Origin of the sequence: Stenotrophomonas sp. STK17_22, assembly GCF_051983905.1 — a bacterium.
Lineage (GTDB): Bacteria > Pseudomonadota > Gammaproteobacteria > Xanthomonadales > Xanthomonadaceae > Stenotrophomonas > Stenotrophomonas maltophilia_A.
Map to the genome: position 1 here is coordinate 1285124 of NZ_CP197010.1, position 16078 is coordinate 1301201.

Consider the following 16078-nt stretch of genomic DNA (forward strand, 5'->3'; position numbering starts at 1 on the left):
GCCAGCGGCCGGCACTACCCGTGCGTCACTTCGAGGGCTGGATGCGAACCCGGATTTCTTCCTCTTCCGGTGCGGCCTGCGGAGCCGGTTGCGCCTGCTGCGGCTGGGTCTGCGGGGCAGGGGCCGGTGCGACCGGCGCCGGGGCGCCGCGATGGCGCAGGCCGATCACCAGCGCCACGCCGGCGATCACCACCAGCAGGGCGATGCGGATGCGCCAGGCCCAGCCACGGCCGCCGCCGGTCGTCTCTGCGGTGTCGCGGAAGGCGAATTCGGCGGTCGGATGGTCGCGGCGGGTGGTGTCGAGCAGCCGCGCCTCGCGCAGGATTTCACGCGCGCGCGGCTGGTCGTCGGCGCGCACGATCCACACCGCTGGGTAGGCGTTGGCGTTGCCCAGGTCGGTATAGCTGAACTGGCCGCGGCGACGGGTCTTGTACGAGCGCCCATTGGTCACCTTGACGTCGATGCCATGCTCGCGCAGGAGCTCGGCGACGCCTTCGACGGTTTCCACGCGCTGGCTGCTGAAGATCTGGCGCATCGGATCAATCCTTGGCCGGCACGGCGGCCGCTGCTGCCTGGTCGGGAACGACGCGGATCAGGCCTTCCTGCGCGGTGCTGGCCACCAGCACGCCATTGCGGGTGAAGAACTGGCCGCGGGCCAGGCCGCGCGAATCCTGCGCGCTGGGGCTGTCCAGCGAGTACAGCAGCCAGTCGTCGGCACGGAACGGGCGGTGGAACCAGATCGCGTGGTCGAGCGAGGCCATCTGCACGTGCGGGTGGTAGTAGCTGATGCCATGCGGGAACGTCGCCGTGCCCAGCAGGTGGAAGTCGGAGGCGTAGGCCAGCAGCGCCTGGTGCAGCTCCGGGGCATCGCCGACCGGCTCGCTCAGGCGCAGCCACACCTGGTGGTACGGGGGGCGCTTGGGCGGATTGAGTTCATCGCGCGGGTAGACGTGGCGGAACTCGAACGGGCCACCGCGCGACAGCCAGCGCTGCACCTTGATCGGCAGCCGCTCCAGCACTTCGGCCGGCAGCGGGCGGTTCGGTTCGATGTCTTCCGGCTGCGGCACTTCGGGCATCTTGTGCTGGTGCTCGGCGCCGGTCTCGGCCTGCTGGAACGAGGCCGCGCAGAAGAAGATCACCTTGCCGTGCTGGATCGCAGTGACGCGGCGCACCGAGAAACTGCCGCCGTCGCGGGTACGGTCCACGTCGTAGACGATCGGGTGGTCGATGTTGCCGGCGCGCAGGAAGTAGGCGTGCAGCGAGTGCACGTGGCGCCCGTTGTCGACCGTGGCCTGCGCCGCAGCCAGCGCCTGGCCCAGCACCTGGCCGCCGAACACGTACTTGGTGCCGATGTCGCGGCTCTGCCCGCGGAACAGGTTGTCCTCCAGCCGCTCCAGGGTGAGCAGGTCGATCAGCTCGGAGACGACGGGTTCGGGCGTGTCGTTCAAGGGGGCGGCCACAGCAATGAAGAGGCCCCGATTATACCGTTGCAGGCCAGTCCATCATTGGTAGTGCCGGCCGCTGGCCGGCAACCTCATGATCCTCCTGGGGCACCTGCGGTTGCCGGCCAGCGGCCGGCACTACCGGTTACTTGCCCAACCGGGCGACCAGCGCCTGCAGGGCATTCTGCGCATCCGGGGCGAACCAGGCCTCGACGAAGCGGTCGAGCTGGATCAGGTCCGGCTGCAGCGCAACGTGCAGGTCCGCGCGGGCAATCGCACGGGTCAGCAGCATCGGCTGGCGCGGCTGCTTGAGCAGGTTCTGCAGCCAGGCCACGGCACGCGCCACCACCAGATCGCCATCGGCCAGCTCATCCACCAGGCCGATCTGCAGCGCCTGTTCGGCCGGTACCAGCGAACCGGTGGTCAGCAGGACGCCCGCGCGGTGCACGCCCACTGCACGGCGCAGCAGGCGCTGGATGCCCTCCGGCGCGATCAGGCCCACCTGCACTTCGTTCAGGCCGATGGCATACGGCCGCGACGGATCGGCGCTGCGCGCCATCACCCGGTAGTCGCAGCACAGGGCCAGCACGCAGCCGCCCGCCGGTGCGTGGCCGGTGATCGCCGCGACCACCGGGATGCGGCTCTCGGCCAGCGTGCGCACGGCGCCAAAGAAGGCGTTCCAGGTGTCCAACAACTTGTGCTTGTCATCACCATGCGAGAGCAGGTGCGGCACGTCCATACCGCCGGTGAAGATGCGCTCGCTGCCTGACAGCACGATGCCGTGCGCGTCTTCGGCCATGGCCAGCTCGATGGCATGGATCAACTGCCGGCACAGTTCGGTGTCCAGTGCGTTGACCGGCGGCCGCGCCAGGCGCAGTTCGCGGATGGGGCCATGGTTGATCACCTCGATGAGCGTCGTCATGCTGCGGTCTCGTTGCGAAGAAGGAACCTGGGCGATGATAACCAAACCATTCGTTGGCGTACTGTTGGTTCTGTGTGCGGCCGCAGCATCGGTCTCGGCGGCGGAACCGGACTGCGTCACGGTGGAGCAGGGCTGGGCGCGGCTGCCGCCGAACCCGGCGATGCCGATGACCGCCGGCTACGGCGTGATCCACAACGGCTGCAGCAAGGCGGTGGCGATCACTGGCGCAATCAGCAGTGGCTTCGGCGATGTGTCGCTGCACGAAACCACGATCGTCGATGGGGGCAGCCGGATGCGCGCGATCGAGCGTCTGCCGCTGGCACCGGGCGCACGCGCCGAGCTCAAGCCCGGTGGCCTGCATCTGATGCTGATGCAGGGCAAAGGCGCGTTGAAGGAAGGGCAGGCGCTGCCGTTGCGGCTGCAGCTGGAAGGCGGTGGCGAAGCGAGCGCGACGTTGGTGGTGCGCAAGGCCGCGCCGTAAGCGCGCGGGGAAACGGCACGCTGCTGCTGACGCAAGGGGTTGGGATGGCCGTCGTAGCGTCGAGCTTGCTCGACGGCTCCGGCCAGCAGCAGTCGAGCAAGCTCGACTCTACGGATGAAGCGACGATTGGGATGGCTGCCGTAGCGTCGAGGACGCTCGGCGCGACCGCAATATCCGGTAGTGCCGGCCGCTGGCCGGCAGGACGCGAAATGCCGGCCAGCGGCCGGCACTACCAGGGGCTTACGTCCAGTCGTACGAGAACAGCACCGTGCGGCTTTCCGGCTCGTACAGCATCACGATCGCATCGGCACCGGTGGCGCACCAGTTGTAGCCGGCCACGTCGGCCACGGCGAAGAATTTGTTGCCATTGCGGGTGATGATCACTGTTTCGGCATCGTCCGCAGCGTTGGGGTCATCGGCAGCTTCGGTGAAACCCAACTCGAATGCCGCGGGAATCTCTGCGGTTTCGGTCCAGTTGCCGAAACCGATGGGGCCGCCCAGCGTATCCAGATAATCGCGCTCGCTGGCTTCACCCTTGCCATAGCGCGAGTAGCAGGCGAGACGGCCATGCGTGGCATGGTAATCGCGGGCCTTGGCGTAGCTCTCGCGCATCTGCGCGATGTGTTCCTGCGCATCCTTGTCCTGCACCGCATCACCGATGAAATAGCCCGCGTTGCCGAGGAAACGCATCTCGTTGCCGGCGGTCAGTTCGAAGGCGATCCAGTTGGTGCCGGTGAAATCGTTGTGGTGTTCTTCTGTGGTCTCGCCGATGCAGCCGTCATACGGCTCGATCGGGCACAGCATCGTTGCCACCTGGCCGGCCAGTTCCGGGCGCAGCACGCCCAGGTCGATCTTCAGCAGCGGCAGCAGGTGCTGGCCGAGCCAGGCCTGGTCGGCGGGAAAGACGTCGGTGGGGAAGGGGACCATGCCGGGCAGCAGGTCGCGCAGTTCAGTCTGGTGGATCATGTCAGTCCTTTGAATTGGATCGGTAGTGCCGGCCGCTGGCCGGCATCCGCGATACATCTGGAGGTTGCCGGCCAGCGGCCGGCACTACCACAGGCGCGTCAGGTCGACGCGTTGCGGATCGCCTCAGGCAGCGGTGCGCTCTTGCCGGTCTGGGTGTCCATCCAGACCACCACCACGTTGCCGTCCGAATAGAGCTTCGATTCGTCCTGCTGGTCGACGATGCGGTGGCCGATGGTCACGCTGCTGTTGCCCAGGCGCTCGACGAACAGCTCGACCAGGATGTCGTTGGGCCACACGATCGGCAGCCGGTAGTTGACGTTGGTCGCGGCCACCACCGGTGCGATGCGGTCGGTCATCGACACACCGTCCACGCCCAGCATCCAGCGCACGCGCGCTTCTTCCAGGTAGGAGATGTACTTGGCGTTGTTCACATGGCCCATGCTGTCCATGTCACGCCAGCGCACGCTGATCGGGATGCGAGCCAGGATCTTGTGTTCGCTGCTCATCAGGCGTCCTTTTTCTTCTTGCTGGCAGTGGCGGTCTTGCTGGTCTTGCCGGTGCTCTTGGCAGCCACGGCCTTCTTCGCCGGCTTCTCGGCCTTTTCAGGCTTCACCTTGCGCGGCGGGCGGGCGCCGGGCTTGTTCGCCACGGCGGCCGGCTGCTCCGGGCGCGCGTGGGTGGACGGCAGCATGCGCGCAAGGAACTGGCCGGTGTACGACTGCGGGCAGGCCGCCACGTCTTCCGGCGTGCCGGTGACCAGGATGGTGCCGCCGCGATGGCCGCCTTCCGGACCCAGATCAACGATCCAGTCCGCGGTCTTGATCACGTCCAGGTTGTGCTCGATCACTACCACCGTGTTGCCTTCGTCGCGCAGCTTGTGCAGCACGCCCAGCAGCGCTTCGATGTCGTGGAAGTGCAGGCCGGTGGTCGGCTCGTCGAGGATGTACAGGGTGCGGCCGGTATCGCGGCGCGACAGTTCCTTGGACAGCTTCACGCGCTGCGCTTCACCACCGGAAAGCGTGGTCGCGCTCTGGCCCAGCTTGATGTAGCTCAGGCCGACGTCGACCAGTGTTTCCAGCTTGCGCGCAATCGACGGCACCGGTTCGAACAGCTTCAGCGCATCCTCGACGGTCATTTCCAGCACGTCGTTGATGTTGAAGCCCTTGTACAGGATCTCAAGCGTCTCGCGGTTGTAGCGCTTGCCATGGCAGACGTCGCAGGGCACGTACACGTCCGGCAGGAAGTGCATCTCGACCTTGATCAGACCGTCACCCTGGCAGGCTTCGCAGCGGCCGCCGCGCACGTTGAAGCTGAAGCGGCCCGGCGAATAGCCGCGTGCACGCGCTTCGGGCACCTGTGCGAACAGTTCGCGCAGCGGCGTGAACAGGCCGGTGTAGGTAGCCGGGTTCGAACGCGGGGTGCGGCCGATCGGCGACTGGTCGATGTCCACCACCTTGTCGAACAGGTCCAGGCCATCGATCTCCTTGTACGGAGCGATCGGGTGCGAGGCGCCGTTGATCTCGTTGGCGGCCAGCGAGAACAGGGTGTCGTTGATCAGGGTCGACTTGCCCGAGCCGGACACGCCGGTCACGCAGGTCAGCAGGCCCGACGGAATCGCCAGGTCCACGCCCTTCAGGTTGTTGCCGGTCGCCCCGCGCAGGTGCAGGGTCATCTTCGGGTTCGGCGTGTGCCGGCGCGCCGGAATCTCGATCGCGCGCTTGCCCGACAGGTACTGGCCGGTCAGCGAACGCGGTGCCTCCAGGATGTCCTGCAGGGTGCCCTGGCCGACGATCTCGCCGCCGTGCACGCCCGCGCCCGGGCCGATGTCCAGCACGTAGTCGGCCAGCCGGATCGCATCCTCGTCATGTTCGACCACGATCACCGTATTGCCCAGGTCACGCAGGCGGGTGAGGGTGCCGAGCAGGCGTTCGTTGTCGCGCTGGTGCAGGCCGATCGACGGCTCGTCGAGCACGTACATCACGCCGACCAGGCCGGCGCCGATCTGGCTGGCCAGGCGGATGCGCTGCGCCTCGCCACCGGACAGGGTGTCGGCCTTGCGCTCCAGGGTCAGGTAATCGAGGCCAACATCGACCAGGAAGCCGAGGCGTTCGCCAATCTCCTTGACGATCTTCGCGGCGATCTCGCCACGCCAGCCCGGCAGGCTCAGTTCACTGAAGAACTTCAGTGCCTCGTCGATCGGCAGCACCACCAGCTCCGGCAGCGGGCGATCGGCCACGAACACGTTGCGTGCTGCCTTGTTCAGGCGCGCGCCATTGCATTCCGGGCACGGCTGTTCGCTGATGTACTTGGACAGCTCCTCGCGCACCGCAGGCGACTCGGTTTCCTTGTAGCGGCGTTCGAGGTTGGGAATGATGCCCTCGAAGCGGTGCTTGCGCTGGGTGCGGCCGCCAGCTTCGGTGAAGTAGGTGAAGGTGATCGTCTCGTCGCCGCTGCCGTACAGCACGGCCTGCTGCACCTTGGCCGGCAGCGAATTCCACGCGGCATCCACGTCGAACTTGTAGTGCTTGGCCAGCGAGGCGATCAGCTGGAAATAGTAGGCGTTGCGGCGGTCCCAGCCGCGCACCGCACCGGCGGCCAGCGACAGCTCCGGATGCACCACCACGCGCGAGGGGTCGAAGAACTCGGCGATGCCCAGGCCATCGCAGCCGGGGCAGGCGCCCATCGGTGCGTTGAACGAGAACAGGCGCGGTTCCAGCTCCGGCAGCGAGTAGTCGCACACCGGGCAGGAGTACTTGGAGGAGAACAGTGCCGGCGTGGCGTCGGCGGTGTCCAGGCTCTGCACCGAGGCCATGCCATCGCCCAGCTTCAGTGCGGTCTCGAAGCTCTCGGCCAGGCGTTGCTTGATGTCCTCGCGCGGGCGGAAGCGGTCGATCACCGCCTCGATGGTGTGCTTCTGGCGCAGCGCCAGCGGCGGCACCGCATCGATTTCATACAGCTCGCCGTCCACGCGCACACGCACGAAGCCCTGCGCACGCAGCTGGTCGAACACCTGTGCGTGTTCGCCCTTGCGGTCGCGGATGACCGGCGCCAGCAGCATGTAGCGCTGTTCCGGGTCCAGCGTCAGCACCTGGTCGACCATCTGGCTGACCGTCTGCGCTTCCAGCGGGTAGCCGTGGTCCGGGCAGCGCGGTGTGCCGACGCGGGCGTACAGCAGGCGCAGGTAGTCGTAGATCTCGGTGATGGTGCCGACCGTCGAGCGCGGGTTGTGCGAGGTCGACTTCTGCTCGATCGAGATGGCCGGGGACAGGCCTTCGATGTGGTCCAGGTCCGGCTTTTCCATCACGCTCAGGAACTGGCGCGCATAGGCCGACAGCGACTCGACGTAGCGGCGCTGGCCTTCTGCATAGATGGTGTCGAACGCCAGCGAGGACTTGCCCGAACCGGACAGGCCGGTGATCACGATCAGCTTGTCGCGGGGCAGGTCGAGGTCGAGGTTCTTCAGATTGTGCGTCCGCGCGCCGCGGATGCGGATGAAATCCATCGCCATGGGGGATCCGGTTGTGGGGGCGTTGGCTGGGTGCCGGGCCAGCGGGGAACGGCAATCGGTCAGCCTACCGAGGTGACCAGATGGGGGCAATGGGCGACAATGCCAGCCCGATGTCTCACCTGATGAGACCGGCCGACAGCTTTGTGCAGAGCCGAGCCATGCTCGGCTGCCGGGACCCCGAACCGTTCAGCCGAGCATGGCCCGGCTCTACAGGGCCCGGTCTCCAGGCCGTTCAGGGGTTGACTTGACCCGCGCCCGCTGATCTGCGTACAATTCCGCTCCTGTCCGCCCTCGATGGCGGCAGCTCAGACCACAATAACTACAGAGGAAGGCCTGGTCATGTACGCAGTACTGGTCACCGGCGGTAAGCAATACCGCGTGGCGCAGGGCGAAAAGCTCCGCATTGAAAAGCTCGAAGTCGAAGTCGGCAGCGAGATCAAGTTTGACAACATCCTGATGCTGGGTGACAGCGACGGCGTGAAGCTGGGCGATGCGCTGAAGGGCGCTGCCGTCACCGCCAAGGTCCTGTCCCAGGGTCGTGCTGACAAGGTCCGGATCATCAAGTTCCGTCGCCGCAAGCACCACATGAAGCGTCAGGGTCACCGTCAGTACTACACCGAAATCGAGATCACCGGCATCGCCGGCTAAGCATCAGGAGAAGCAGTCATGGCACATAAAAAGGGCGTAGGCTCCTCGCGCAACGGTCGCGACTCCAACCCGAAGTACCTGGGCGTCAAGATCTTCGGCGGCCAGGCCATCGAAGCCGGCAACATCATCGTGCGTCAGCGCGGCACCCAGTTCCACCCGGGTTCGGGCGTTGGCCTGGGCCGTGACCACACCCTGTTCGCCCTCGTGGACGGCAAGGTGGAGTTCTCGGTCAAGGGCGCCAAGAAGCGTCGCACCGTCAGCATCGTCTCGGCCGACGCCTGATCCAGGCATCGCCGGCACCCGTGCCTCGGCATGGGGGTGCTGCATGAAGAGCCCCGCTTCGGCGGGGCTTTTCGTTAGAGTGAAAGCAAGACCGGCCAGGCCGGGGTGCCGGCCAGCGGCTGGCATAACATTCAAGGCGACGGCAGGCAGGCCGCGCCCATCGCAGGCATCGAAACAATGAAACTGGTAGACGAAGCAGAAATCGAAGTGTTCGCCGGCAACGGCGGCAACGGCTGCATTGGCTTCCGTCGCGAGAAGTTCATTCCGCTCGGCGGCCCGGACGGCGGCGACGGCGGTGCGGGCGGCAGCGTGTACATCCGCGCCGACGAAAACCTGAACACCTTGGTCGACTTCCGCCATGACCGCATCTTCAAGGCGCAGCGTGGCGAGAACGGCATGGGCCGCCAGGCCTATGGCAAGGGCGGCGAAGACCTGACCATCACCGTGCCGGTCGGCACCGTGGTGATCAACGTCGCCACCGATGAAATCATCGGCGACCTGACCCAGCATGGTGATCGCCTGCTGGTGGCGCAGGGCGGTCGTGGTGGCCTGGGCAACATGCACTTCAAGAGCTCGACCAACCGCTCGCCGCGCCAGGCGCTGCCGGGCGAGCCGGGCGAAGAGCGCACGCTGAAGCTGGAGCTGAAGCTGCTGGCCGACGTCGGCCTGCTGGGCTTCCCCAACGCTGGCAAGAGCACCCTGATCCGTGCCGTTTCGGCGGCGACGCCGAAGGTGGCCGATTACCCGTTCACCACGCTGTACCCGAACCTGGGTGTGGTGAAGGTGGAGAACTACCGCAGCTTCGTGATTGCCGACATTCCCGGCCTGATCGAAGGCGCTGCCGACGGTGCCGGCCTGGGTGCGCAGTTCCTGCGCCACCTGCAGCGCACCCGCCTGCTGCTGCACCTGGTGGACATCTCGCCGATGGAAGGCGGTGTGGAAGGCATTTCCCCGGTCGAGCAGGTGCGCGCGATCGAGCGCGAACTGGAAAAGCATGATCCGGAGCTGCTGCAGAAGCCGCGCTGGCTGGTGCTGAACAAGGCCGACCTGATGTTCGAAGACGAAGCGAAGGCTGCGGCCGAACAGATCGTTGCCGAGCTGGGCTGGAAGGAGCCGTGGTTCCTGGTCTCCGCGCTGGGCCGCGAAGGTACTTTCCCGATCATGAGCCGGATCATGGCCTTCTTCGATCGCCAGAAGGAAGACGAGCTGGAAGCCCGCAACGCGCAGTAATGCTGTTGTGGTTCCATGCGAAAAACCCGGCTTCGGCCGGGTTTTTCATTTTCCATTAGTGCCGGCCGCTGGCCGGCATTCCTCGGGGTTGCCGGCCAGCGGCCGGCACTACCGGATCGCGTGGATCGCAGGCAACAAAAAACCCGGCCGGGGCCGGGTTCTTGTCTGCTGCCCGACCCCCGAAGGGGCAGGGCGGCAACGCCGGATCAGGCGGCCTTGAGGGCCTTGATGCGGTCGTTCAGGCGGCTCTTGTGGCGAGCAGCCTTGTTCTTGTGGATCAGGCCACGCGCGCTGAAGCGATCCAGGATCGGCTGGGCAACGGCGAAGGCGGCTTCGGCGCCGGCGGCATCGTTGGCGTCCAGCGCCTTGATCACTTTCTTGACAGCGGTGCGCAGCATCGAGCGCTGAGCCACGTTGCGCGCGTTGCGCACGACGGTCTGCTTGGCGCGCTTCTTGGCGGACTTGATATTGGCCACGGTGGTGGTTTCCTGAAAAAATCGGTGTTATGGGAACAGCAAGCTAGCTAGTATGATGGCCCGAGAAATGCACGTCAAGTCGATTGTCAAGAGGGACGCTGAGTGAGTTCACCGAAGATGTTGCGAGGCCTGCTGTCGTTCAGCAGCATGACCATGGTCTCGCGGGTGCTCGGACTTGTCCGTGACCAGGTGATCACCACCACGTTCGGCACCAATGCGGTTACCGATGCGTTCTGGGTTGCCTTCAGGGTACCCAATTTCCTGCGCCGGTTGTTCGCCGAAGGCTCCTTCGCCACCGCTTTCGTGCCGGTGTTCACGGAAGTGAAGGAAACCCGCAGCCATGCCGAGCTGCGTGAACTGATGGCCCGCACCGCCGGCACCCTGGGTGGGGTGCTGATGCTGGTTACCGCGCTGGCGCTGATCTTCGCGCCGCAGCTGGCGGTCGCATTCTCGAGTGGTGCTGATACCGACCCGGTCAAGCAGACCCTGCTGGTCGACCTGTTCCGCCTGACCTTCCCGTTCCTGTTGTTCGTCTCGTTGACCGCGCTGGCCGGTGGCGCGCTGAACAGCTTCCAGCGTTTCGCGATGCCAGCGCTGACCCCGGTCATCCTCAACCTGTGCATGATCGCCGGTGCGCTATGGCTGGCGCCGCGGCTGGGCGGCACCCCGGAAAAACAGATCCTGGCGCTGGGCTGGGCGGTACTCGCCGCCGGCATCCTGCAGCTGCTGTTCCAGCTGCCCTCGCTGAAGGGCATCAACCTGCTGACCCTGCCGCGCTGGGGCTGGCGCCATCCGGGCGTGCGCAAGGTGCTGACGCTGATGGTGCCGACCCTGTTCGGTTCGTCGGTGGCGCAGATCAACCTGCTGCTGGATACCCTCATCGCGGCCAAGCTGACCGACGGCTCGCAGTCGTGGCTGTCGCTGGCCGACCGTTTCCTGGAGCTGCCGCTGGGTGTGTTCGGCGTGGCGCTGGGCACGGTGATCCTGCCGGCGCTGGCCCGCCATCACGTCAGCACCGACCGCGAGGGTTTCTCGCGCTCGCTGGACTGGGGCCTGCGGATGACCCTGCTGATCTCGGTGCCGGCCATGCTGGGCCTGCTGCTGCTGGCCGAGCCGCTGATCGCCACTCTGTTCCAGTACCGCCAGTTCACCGCCTTCGATACCCGCATGACCGCGCTGTCGGTGTACGGCCTGAGTTTCGGCCTGCCGGCGTTCGCCCTGCTGAAGGTGGTGCTGCCGGCGTTCTATGCCCGCCAGGACACCAAGACCCCGGTCCGTGCCGGTGTGGCCGCGCTGGTGGCCAACATGGTGTTCAACTTCGCCCTGCTGGCCGTGCTCTACCAGGTCATGGTGCCGGACGAGCTGAAGGCGCAGGGCGTGATGGCGGCCATCGGCAAGCAGCCGGGCCTGCACCTGGCGCTGGGCATCGCCAGCGCACTGTCCAGTTACCTGAACCTGGGCCTGCTCTGGTACTGGCTGGGCAAGACCGATGTCTACCAGCGCCGGCCGGGCTGGGGCGGCTACCTGGTGCGGCTGCTGCTGGCCTGTGCGGCCATGGTCGGCGTGCTGTTGGCCCTGCTGCACTGGGTTCCCGACTTCACCGTCATGGACAAATGGCACCGTATCGGTGGCCTGATGCTGCTGGTCGGCGGCGGTGGCGCGACCTATGCGGTGGCCATGCTGGCGATGGGCTTCCGCCCGCGCGACCTGCGTGGGCATTGATCGCGGCCCGTGGCGGCTATACTTCAGGGTTACACCATTGAAGCAGCGGCCCCGGTCGGGCCGGAACGAGAGTTGATGAGCAGGCTGTTCAGAAGCGTCGAGGGCGGGGAGCTGTTCCCCAACGGAAGCGTGGTCTGTATCGGTGCATTCGACGGCCTCCACCTGGGCCATCGTGCGCTGGTCCGCCACGCGGTTGCCCGCGCGCGCGCCTTGGGCGTGGCCGCGGTGGCCGTGGCGTTCGAGCCGCTGCCGCGTGAATTCTTCGCCCAGGGCACGCCGCCGCCGCGGCTGACCCTGGCGCGCAGCAAGGTCGAGATCCTGCGCGAGCTCGGCGTCGATGCGATCGGCCTGTTGCGTTTCGACGCGGCGATGGCGGCGATGCCGGCCGAGACCTTCGTGCGCCAGTTGCTGGTCAATCGCCTGAGTGCGCGTGAGGTCTGGATCGGGCCGGAGTTCTGCTTCGGCAACCGCCGCCGCGGCGACCTGGCCCTGCTGCAGCAGCTCGGCGCCGAGCTCGGCTTCAGCGCCGGCGAGATCGAAGCGGTCGATCTGCACGGCGAGCGCATCTCCAGCACCCGCATCCGCCAGCTGCTGCAGGACGGCGATTTCGCCCGTGCCGGCGATCTGCTCGGCCGTCCCTACGCGATCAGCGGGCGGGTGGTGCGTGGGCGCCAGCTCGGCCGCACGCTGGGCTTCCCCACCGCCAACCTGCGGTTCCCGAAGACCCCGGCGCTGTCGGGCATCTACGCGACCTGGGTGCACGGCGTGTTCGACCAGCCGTGGCCGTCGGTGTCCAGCTTCGGCACGCGGCCGACGGTGGACGGCGTGGAGCCGCTGCTGGAAGCGCACCTGTTTGATTTCCAGGGCGACCTGTACGGGCGCCACATCGACGTGGAGTTCGTCGCCAAGCTGCGCGACGAAGAGAAATTCAATGATCTGGCGGCGCTGACCGACCAGATGCACCGCGATGCCGAACAGGCGCGCGCCATCCTTTCCGAACATAGATTGCGAGCCACTGCGTGAGCCAGGACTACAAGACCACCCTGAACCTGCCAGCCACCGAATTCCCGATGCGCGGCGACCTGCCCAAGCGCGAGCCGGGCATTCTGGCGCGGTGGGAAGAGCAGGGGCTCTACCAGCAGCTGCGCGAAAACGCCGCCGGCCGCCCGCTGTTCGTGCTGCACGACGGCCCGCCGTACGCCAACGGCCGCATCCATCTCGGCCACGCGGTCAACAAGATCCTGAAGGACATCATCGTCAAGTCGCGCTACCTGGCCGGCTTCGATGCGCCCTACGTGCCGGGCTGGGACTGCCACGGCCTGCCGATCGAGATCGCGGTCGAGAAGAAGTGGGGCAAGGTCGGCACCAAGCTCGACGCCGTCGAATTCCGCCAGAAGTGCCGCGAGTTCGCTGAAGAGCAGATCAACATCCAGCGCGTGGACTTCAAGCGCCTGGGCGTGACCGGCGACTGGGACAACCCGTACAAGACCTTGAGCTTCGACTTCGAAGCCAACGAGATCCGTGCGCTGGCCAAGGTCGTGGCCAATGGCCACCTGGTGCGTGGCGCCAAGCCGGTGTACTGGTGCTTCGACTGTGGCTCGGCGCTGGCCGAGGCCGAGATCGAGTACCAGGAAAAGGAATCGCCGGCGATCGACGTGGCCTACGCCGCGCGCGATGCGCAGGCCATCGGCCAGGCGTTCGGCGTGAGCGTGCCGGCTGACGTGGAAGTGGCCGTGCCGATCTGGACCACCACCCCGTGGACGCTGCCGGCTTCGCTGGCGGTGTCGCTGGGCGCGGAGATCAACTACGTGCTGGCCGAAGGCCCGGCGCACAACGGCAAGCGCCGTTGGCTGGTGCTGGCCGCGGCCCTGGCCGAGCGCGCGCTGCAGCGCTATGGCGTCGAAAACGTGGTGCTGCACGGTGAAACCACCGGTGCCGCGCTGGAGAACCAGCTGCTGGCGCACCCGTTCTACCCGGAGCGCGAGATCCTGGTGCTCAACGGCGAGCACGTCTCCGACGAGGACGGTACCGGTGCGGTGCACACCGCCCCCGGCCACGGCCAGGAAGACTTCGTGGTCAGCCAGAAGTACGGCCTGCTGGACAAGTACAACGCCGGCCAGGTGACCCCGATCGACGGCCGTGGCGTGTACCTGGAATCGACCCCGCCGGCCGGTGACGTGGTGCTGGCCGGCCAGCACCTGTGGAAGGCGCAGGAGGCCATCGTCAGCGTGCTGCGCGACAACGGTTCGCTGCTGGCCTTCCACCCGATCCGCCACAGCTACCCGCACTGCTGGCGCCACAAGACGCCGGTGGTGTTCCGCGCCACCCCGCAGTGGTTCATCTCGATGGACAAGGCCAACCTGCGCAACGATGCGCTGGCCGCCATCGATACCGTCGGCTGGTTCCCGACCTGGGGCAAGGCGCGCATCCAGAGCATGGTCGACGGTCGTCCGGACTGGACCATCTCGCGCCAGCGCACCTGGGGCGTGCCGATCGCACTGTTCACCCATCGCCAGACCGGCGAGATCCACCCGCGTTCGGTGGAGCTGATGCAGCAGGTCGCCGACCGCGTCGAGGCTGAGGGCATCGACGTGTGGTATTCGCTGGATGCTGCTGAACTGCTGGGCGCCGAAGCGGCCGACTACGAGAAGGTCACCGACATCCTCGACGTCTGGTTCGACTCGGGCGTGACCCATGAAGGCGTGCTTGCGGCGCGTGGCTTCGGCAAGCCGGCCGACCTGTACCTGGAAGGTTCCGACCAGCACCGCGGCTGGTTCCAGTCCTCGCTGCTGACCGGCGTGGCGATCGACAAGCGCGCGCCGTACAAGCAGTGCCTGACCCACGGCTTCACCGTGGACGAGCACGGCCGCAAGATGTCCAAGTCGCTGGGCAACGGCATCGAGCCGCAGGACATCATGAACAAGCTGGGCGCGGACATCCTGCGCCTGTGGATCGCCTCGGCCGACTACAGCAACGAGATGTCGCTGTCGCAGGAGATCCTCAAGCGCAACGCCGACGCCTACCGTCGCCTGCGCAACACCGCACGCTTCCTGCTCGGCAACCTGGACGGTTTCGATCCGGCCCAGCACCTGCAGCCGCTCGACCAGATGGTCGCGCTGGACCGCTGGATCGTGCATCGCGCGTGGGAGCTGCAGGAGAAGATCAAGGCGGCCTACGACGGCTACAACATGGCCGAGATCGTGCAGCTGCTGCTGAACTTCTGCAGCGTGGACCTGGGCTCGCTGTACCTGGACGTGACCAAGGACCGCCTGTACACGATGCCGACCGATTCGCACGGTCGCCGTTCGGCACAGAGCGCGATGTACCACATCGCCGAAGCGTTCACCCGCTGGGTGGCGCCGATCCTGACCTTCACCGCCGACGAGCTGTGGGGCTATCTGCCGGGCGAGCATGCCGGCCATGTGCTGTTCACCACCTGGTACGACGGCCTGGCGCCGCTGCCGGCCGATGCCCAGCTCAACGCCGCCGACTTCGACCAGCTGCTGGCCGTGCGCGAGCAGGTGGCCAAGGTGCTCGAGCCGATGCGTGCCAACGGCGCGATCGGTGCCGCGCTGGAAGCGGAAATCACCATCGCCGCCAGCGAAGAGCAGGCCGCGAAGTGGCAGCCGCTGGCCGATGAACTGCGTTTCCTGTTCATCAGTGGCGACGTGCAGGTGCGCCCGGCGACCACCGACGAGGTGTTCGTCAGCGCCCAGCCGACCACCAAGGCCAAGTGCGTGCGCTGCTGGCACCACCGCGCCGACGTCGGCAGCAACGCCGACCACCCGGAACTGTGCGGCCGCTGCGTGAGCAACATCACCGGCGCCGGTGAAGTGCGGAGCTGGTTCTGATGGCCGCGCCCCGTCCGCATCCGAACGCCCTGGTCTGGCTGCTGCTGTCGGCCGCCATCATCGGCCTGGACCAGTGGTCCAAGGCCTGGGTGTTGTCGAGCCTGCCGGAGTTCCAGCCAGTGGTGGTCATCGACGGCTTCTGGAACTGGTACCGCACCTACAACACCGGTGCCGCGTTCAGTTTCCTGAGCGACGCCGGTGGCTGGCAGAAACACTTCTTCACCGTGTTGGCGATCGTCATCAGCGGCCTGATGGCCTGGTGGCTGCGTAGCACTGCCCGCGGCAACTGGAAGGCCGCGGTGCCGTACGCGCTGATCATCGGTGGCGCCATCGGCAACGTGATCGACCGCCAGGTGCACGGCCACGTGGTCGACTTCATCCAGTGGTACGTGGGCAGCTACACCTGGCCCTCGTTCAACATCGCCGATTCGGCCATCGTGGTGGGTGCCATCGGCATCGCCCTGTTTGGCCTGTTCGACGGCAAGTCCGCCAAAAAGGCGGATAATGCCAATCCGAAACCGTAAGCCGGCCGCTGCCGGGAGACTGAACT

At 66.6% G+C, this 16078-nt stretch carries 15 protein-coding genes; 8 read left to right on the forward strand and 7 right to left on the reverse strand.

The window, feature by feature from the left end:
- Positions 1–25 precede the first annotated feature (25 nt).
- The 3 genes from ACSYS9_RS05845 to ACSYS9_RS05855 all read right to left on the reverse strand — a co-directional run bounded on the left by ACSYS9_RS05845 (position 26) and on the right by ACSYS9_RS05855 (position 2364).
- Positions 26–535 carry a pathogenicity-like protein gene (locus ACSYS9_RS05845; RefSeq protein ID WP_071227747.1) on the reverse strand — a complete coding sequence of 170 codons (510 nt, stop codon included), beginning with the start codon at positions 533–535 and terminating at the stop codon, positions 26–28.
- A 4-nt stretch (positions 536–539) separates the two neighbouring features.
- Positions 540–1460 carry an acyl-CoA thioesterase II gene (gene tesB / locus ACSYS9_RS05850; protein ID WP_004148214.1) on the reverse strand — a complete coding sequence of 307 codons (921 nt, stop codon included), beginning with the start codon at positions 1458–1460 and terminating at the stop codon, positions 540–542.
- 127 nt (positions 1461–1587) lie between these two features.
- On the reverse strand, positions 1588–2364 hold the full coding sequence (locus tag ACSYS9_RS05855; RefSeq protein ID WP_071227746.1) for an enoyl-CoA hydratase/isomerase family protein: 777 nt from the start codon (positions 2362–2364) through the stop codon (positions 1588–1590).
- Positions 2365–2398: 34 nt separating this feature from the next.
- Here ACSYS9_RS05855 and ACSYS9_RS05860 point away from each other — a divergent pair, with 34 nt between their 5' ends.
- Positions 2399–2845: a copper chaperone PCu(A)C gene (locus ACSYS9_RS05860; RefSeq protein ID WP_071227745.1), complete on the forward strand. Its 447-nt coding sequence runs from the start codon at positions 2399–2401 to the stop codon at positions 2843–2845.
- A 240-nt stretch (positions 2846–3085) separates the two neighbouring features.
- On the opposite strand, the gene ACSYS9_RS05865 is transcribed toward ACSYS9_RS05860, so the two are convergent.
- The 3 genes from ACSYS9_RS05865 to uvrA all read right to left on the reverse strand — a co-directional run bounded on the left by ACSYS9_RS05865 (position 3086) and on the right by uvrA (position 7319).
- On the reverse strand, positions 3086–3811 hold the full coding sequence (locus tag ACSYS9_RS05865) for an enolase (RefSeq protein WP_071227744.1): 726 nt from the start codon (positions 3809–3811) through the stop codon (positions 3086–3088).
- 98 nt (positions 3812–3909) lie between these two features.
- A complete protein-coding gene (locus tag ACSYS9_RS05870; protein WP_053449117.1) occupies positions 3910–4317 on the reverse strand; it encodes an acyl-CoA thioesterase in 408 nt (135 codons plus the stop codon).
- Positions 4317–7319, reverse strand: a complete 3003-nt coding sequence (gene uvrA, locus ACSYS9_RS05875; RefSeq protein WP_071227743.1) for an excinuclease ABC subunit UvrA — start codon at positions 7317–7319, stop codon at positions 4317–4319. The genes ACSYS9_RS05870 and uvrA overlap by 1 nt, the downstream gene beginning before the upstream one ends.
- Positions 7320–7658: 339 nt before the next feature.
- Here uvrA and rplU point away from each other — a divergent pair, with 339 nt between their 5' ends.
- From rplU to cgtA, 3 genes are all read left to right on the forward strand, one after another.
- Positions 7659–7967, forward strand: coding sequence for a 50S ribosomal protein L21 (gene rplU / locus ACSYS9_RS05880; RefSeq protein ID WP_005408557.1), 309 nt, complete (start codon positions 7659–7661; stop codon positions 7965–7967).
- 18 nt (positions 7968–7985) lie between these two features.
- Positions 7986–8249, forward strand: coding sequence for a 50S ribosomal protein L27 (gene rpmA, locus ACSYS9_RS05885; protein ID WP_005415704.1), 264 nt, complete (start codon positions 7986–7988; stop codon positions 8247–8249).
- A 177-nt stretch (positions 8250–8426) separates the two neighbouring features.
- A complete protein-coding gene (gene cgtA, locus ACSYS9_RS05890) occupies positions 8427–9479 on the forward strand; it encodes an Obg family GTPase CgtA (RefSeq protein ID WP_032127584.1) in 1053 nt (350 codons plus the stop codon).
- Between the two features lie 206 nt (positions 9480–9685).
- On the opposite strand, the gene rpsT is transcribed toward cgtA, so the two are convergent.
- Complete coding sequence (gene rpsT / locus ACSYS9_RS05895) at positions 9686–9955, reverse strand: 30S ribosomal protein S20 (RefSeq protein WP_005408560.1); 270 nt, start codon at positions 9953–9955, stop codon at positions 9686–9688.
- A gap of 117 nt (positions 9956–10072) precedes the next feature.
- Here rpsT and murJ point away from each other — a divergent pair, with 117 nt between their 5' ends.
- From murJ to lspA, 4 genes are all read left to right on the forward strand, one after another.
- Positions 10073–11677, forward strand: coding sequence for a murein biosynthesis integral membrane protein MurJ (gene murJ, locus ACSYS9_RS05900; RefSeq protein WP_049462332.1), 1605 nt, complete (start codon positions 10073–10075; stop codon positions 11675–11677).
- A gap of 75 nt (positions 11678–11752) precedes the next feature.
- A complete protein-coding gene (locus ACSYS9_RS05905) occupies positions 11753–12700 on the forward strand; it encodes a bifunctional riboflavin kinase/FAD synthetase (RefSeq protein WP_032127582.1) in 948 nt (315 codons plus the stop codon).
- Complete coding sequence (ileS, locus tag ACSYS9_RS05910; protein WP_071227742.1) at positions 12697–15528, forward strand: isoleucine--tRNA ligase; 2832 nt, start codon at positions 12697–12699, stop codon at positions 15526–15528. The genes ACSYS9_RS05905 and ileS overlap by 4 nt, the downstream gene beginning before the upstream one ends.
- Complete coding sequence (gene lspA / locus ACSYS9_RS05915; protein WP_049424357.1) at positions 15528–16052, forward strand: signal peptidase II; 525 nt, start codon at positions 15528–15530, stop codon at positions 16050–16052. Before ileS ends, lspA begins: the two co-directional genes overlap by 1 nt.
- Positions 16053–16078: the final 26 nt, after the last annotated feature.

Coding starts and splice junctions, on each gene's coding strand:
- ACSYS9_RS05865 (WP_071227744.1), bottom strand. CDS start 3,811: ATGATCCACCAGACTGAACTGCGCGACCTGCTGCCCGGCATGGTCCCC.
- rplU (WP_005408557.1), top strand. CDS start 7,659: ATGTACGCAGTACTGGTCACCGGCGGTAAGCAATACCGCGTGGCGCAG.
- cgtA (WP_032127584.1), top strand. CDS start 8,427: ATGAAACTGGTAGACGAAGCAGAAATCGAAGTGTTCGCCGGCAACGGC.
- murJ (WP_049462332.1), top strand. CDS start 10,073: ATGTTGCGAGGCCTGCTGTCGTTCAGCAGCATGACCATGGTCTCGCGG.
- rpmA (WP_005415704.1), top strand. CDS start 7,986: ATGGCACATAAAAAGGGCGTAGGCTCCTCGCGCAACGGTCGCGACTCC.
- ACSYS9_RS05855 (WP_071227746.1), bottom strand. CDS start 2,364: ATGACGACGCTCATCGAGGTGATCAACCATGGCCCCATCCGCGAACTG.
- ACSYS9_RS05860 (WP_071227745.1), top strand. CDS start 2,399: ATGATAACCAAACCATTCGTTGGCGTACTGTTGGTTCTGTGTGCGGCC.
- ACSYS9_RS05870 (WP_053449117.1), bottom strand. CDS start 4,317: ATGAGCAGCGAACACAAGATCCTGGCTCGCATCCCGATCAGCGTGCGC.
- uvrA (WP_071227743.1), bottom strand. CDS start 7,319: ATGGCGATGGATTTCATCCGCATCCGCGGCGCGCGGACGCACAATCTG.
- lspA (WP_049424357.1), top strand. CDS start 15,528: ATGGCCGCGCCCCGTCCGCATCCGAACGCCCTGGTCTGGCTGCTGCTG.
- ACSYS9_RS05905 (WP_032127582.1), top strand. CDS start 11,753: ATGAGCAGGCTGTTCAGAAGCGTCGAGGGCGGGGAGCTGTTCCCCAAC.
- ACSYS9_RS05845 (WP_071227747.1), bottom strand. CDS start 535: ATGCGCCAGATCTTCAGCAGCCAGCGCGTGGAAACCGTCGAAGGCGTC.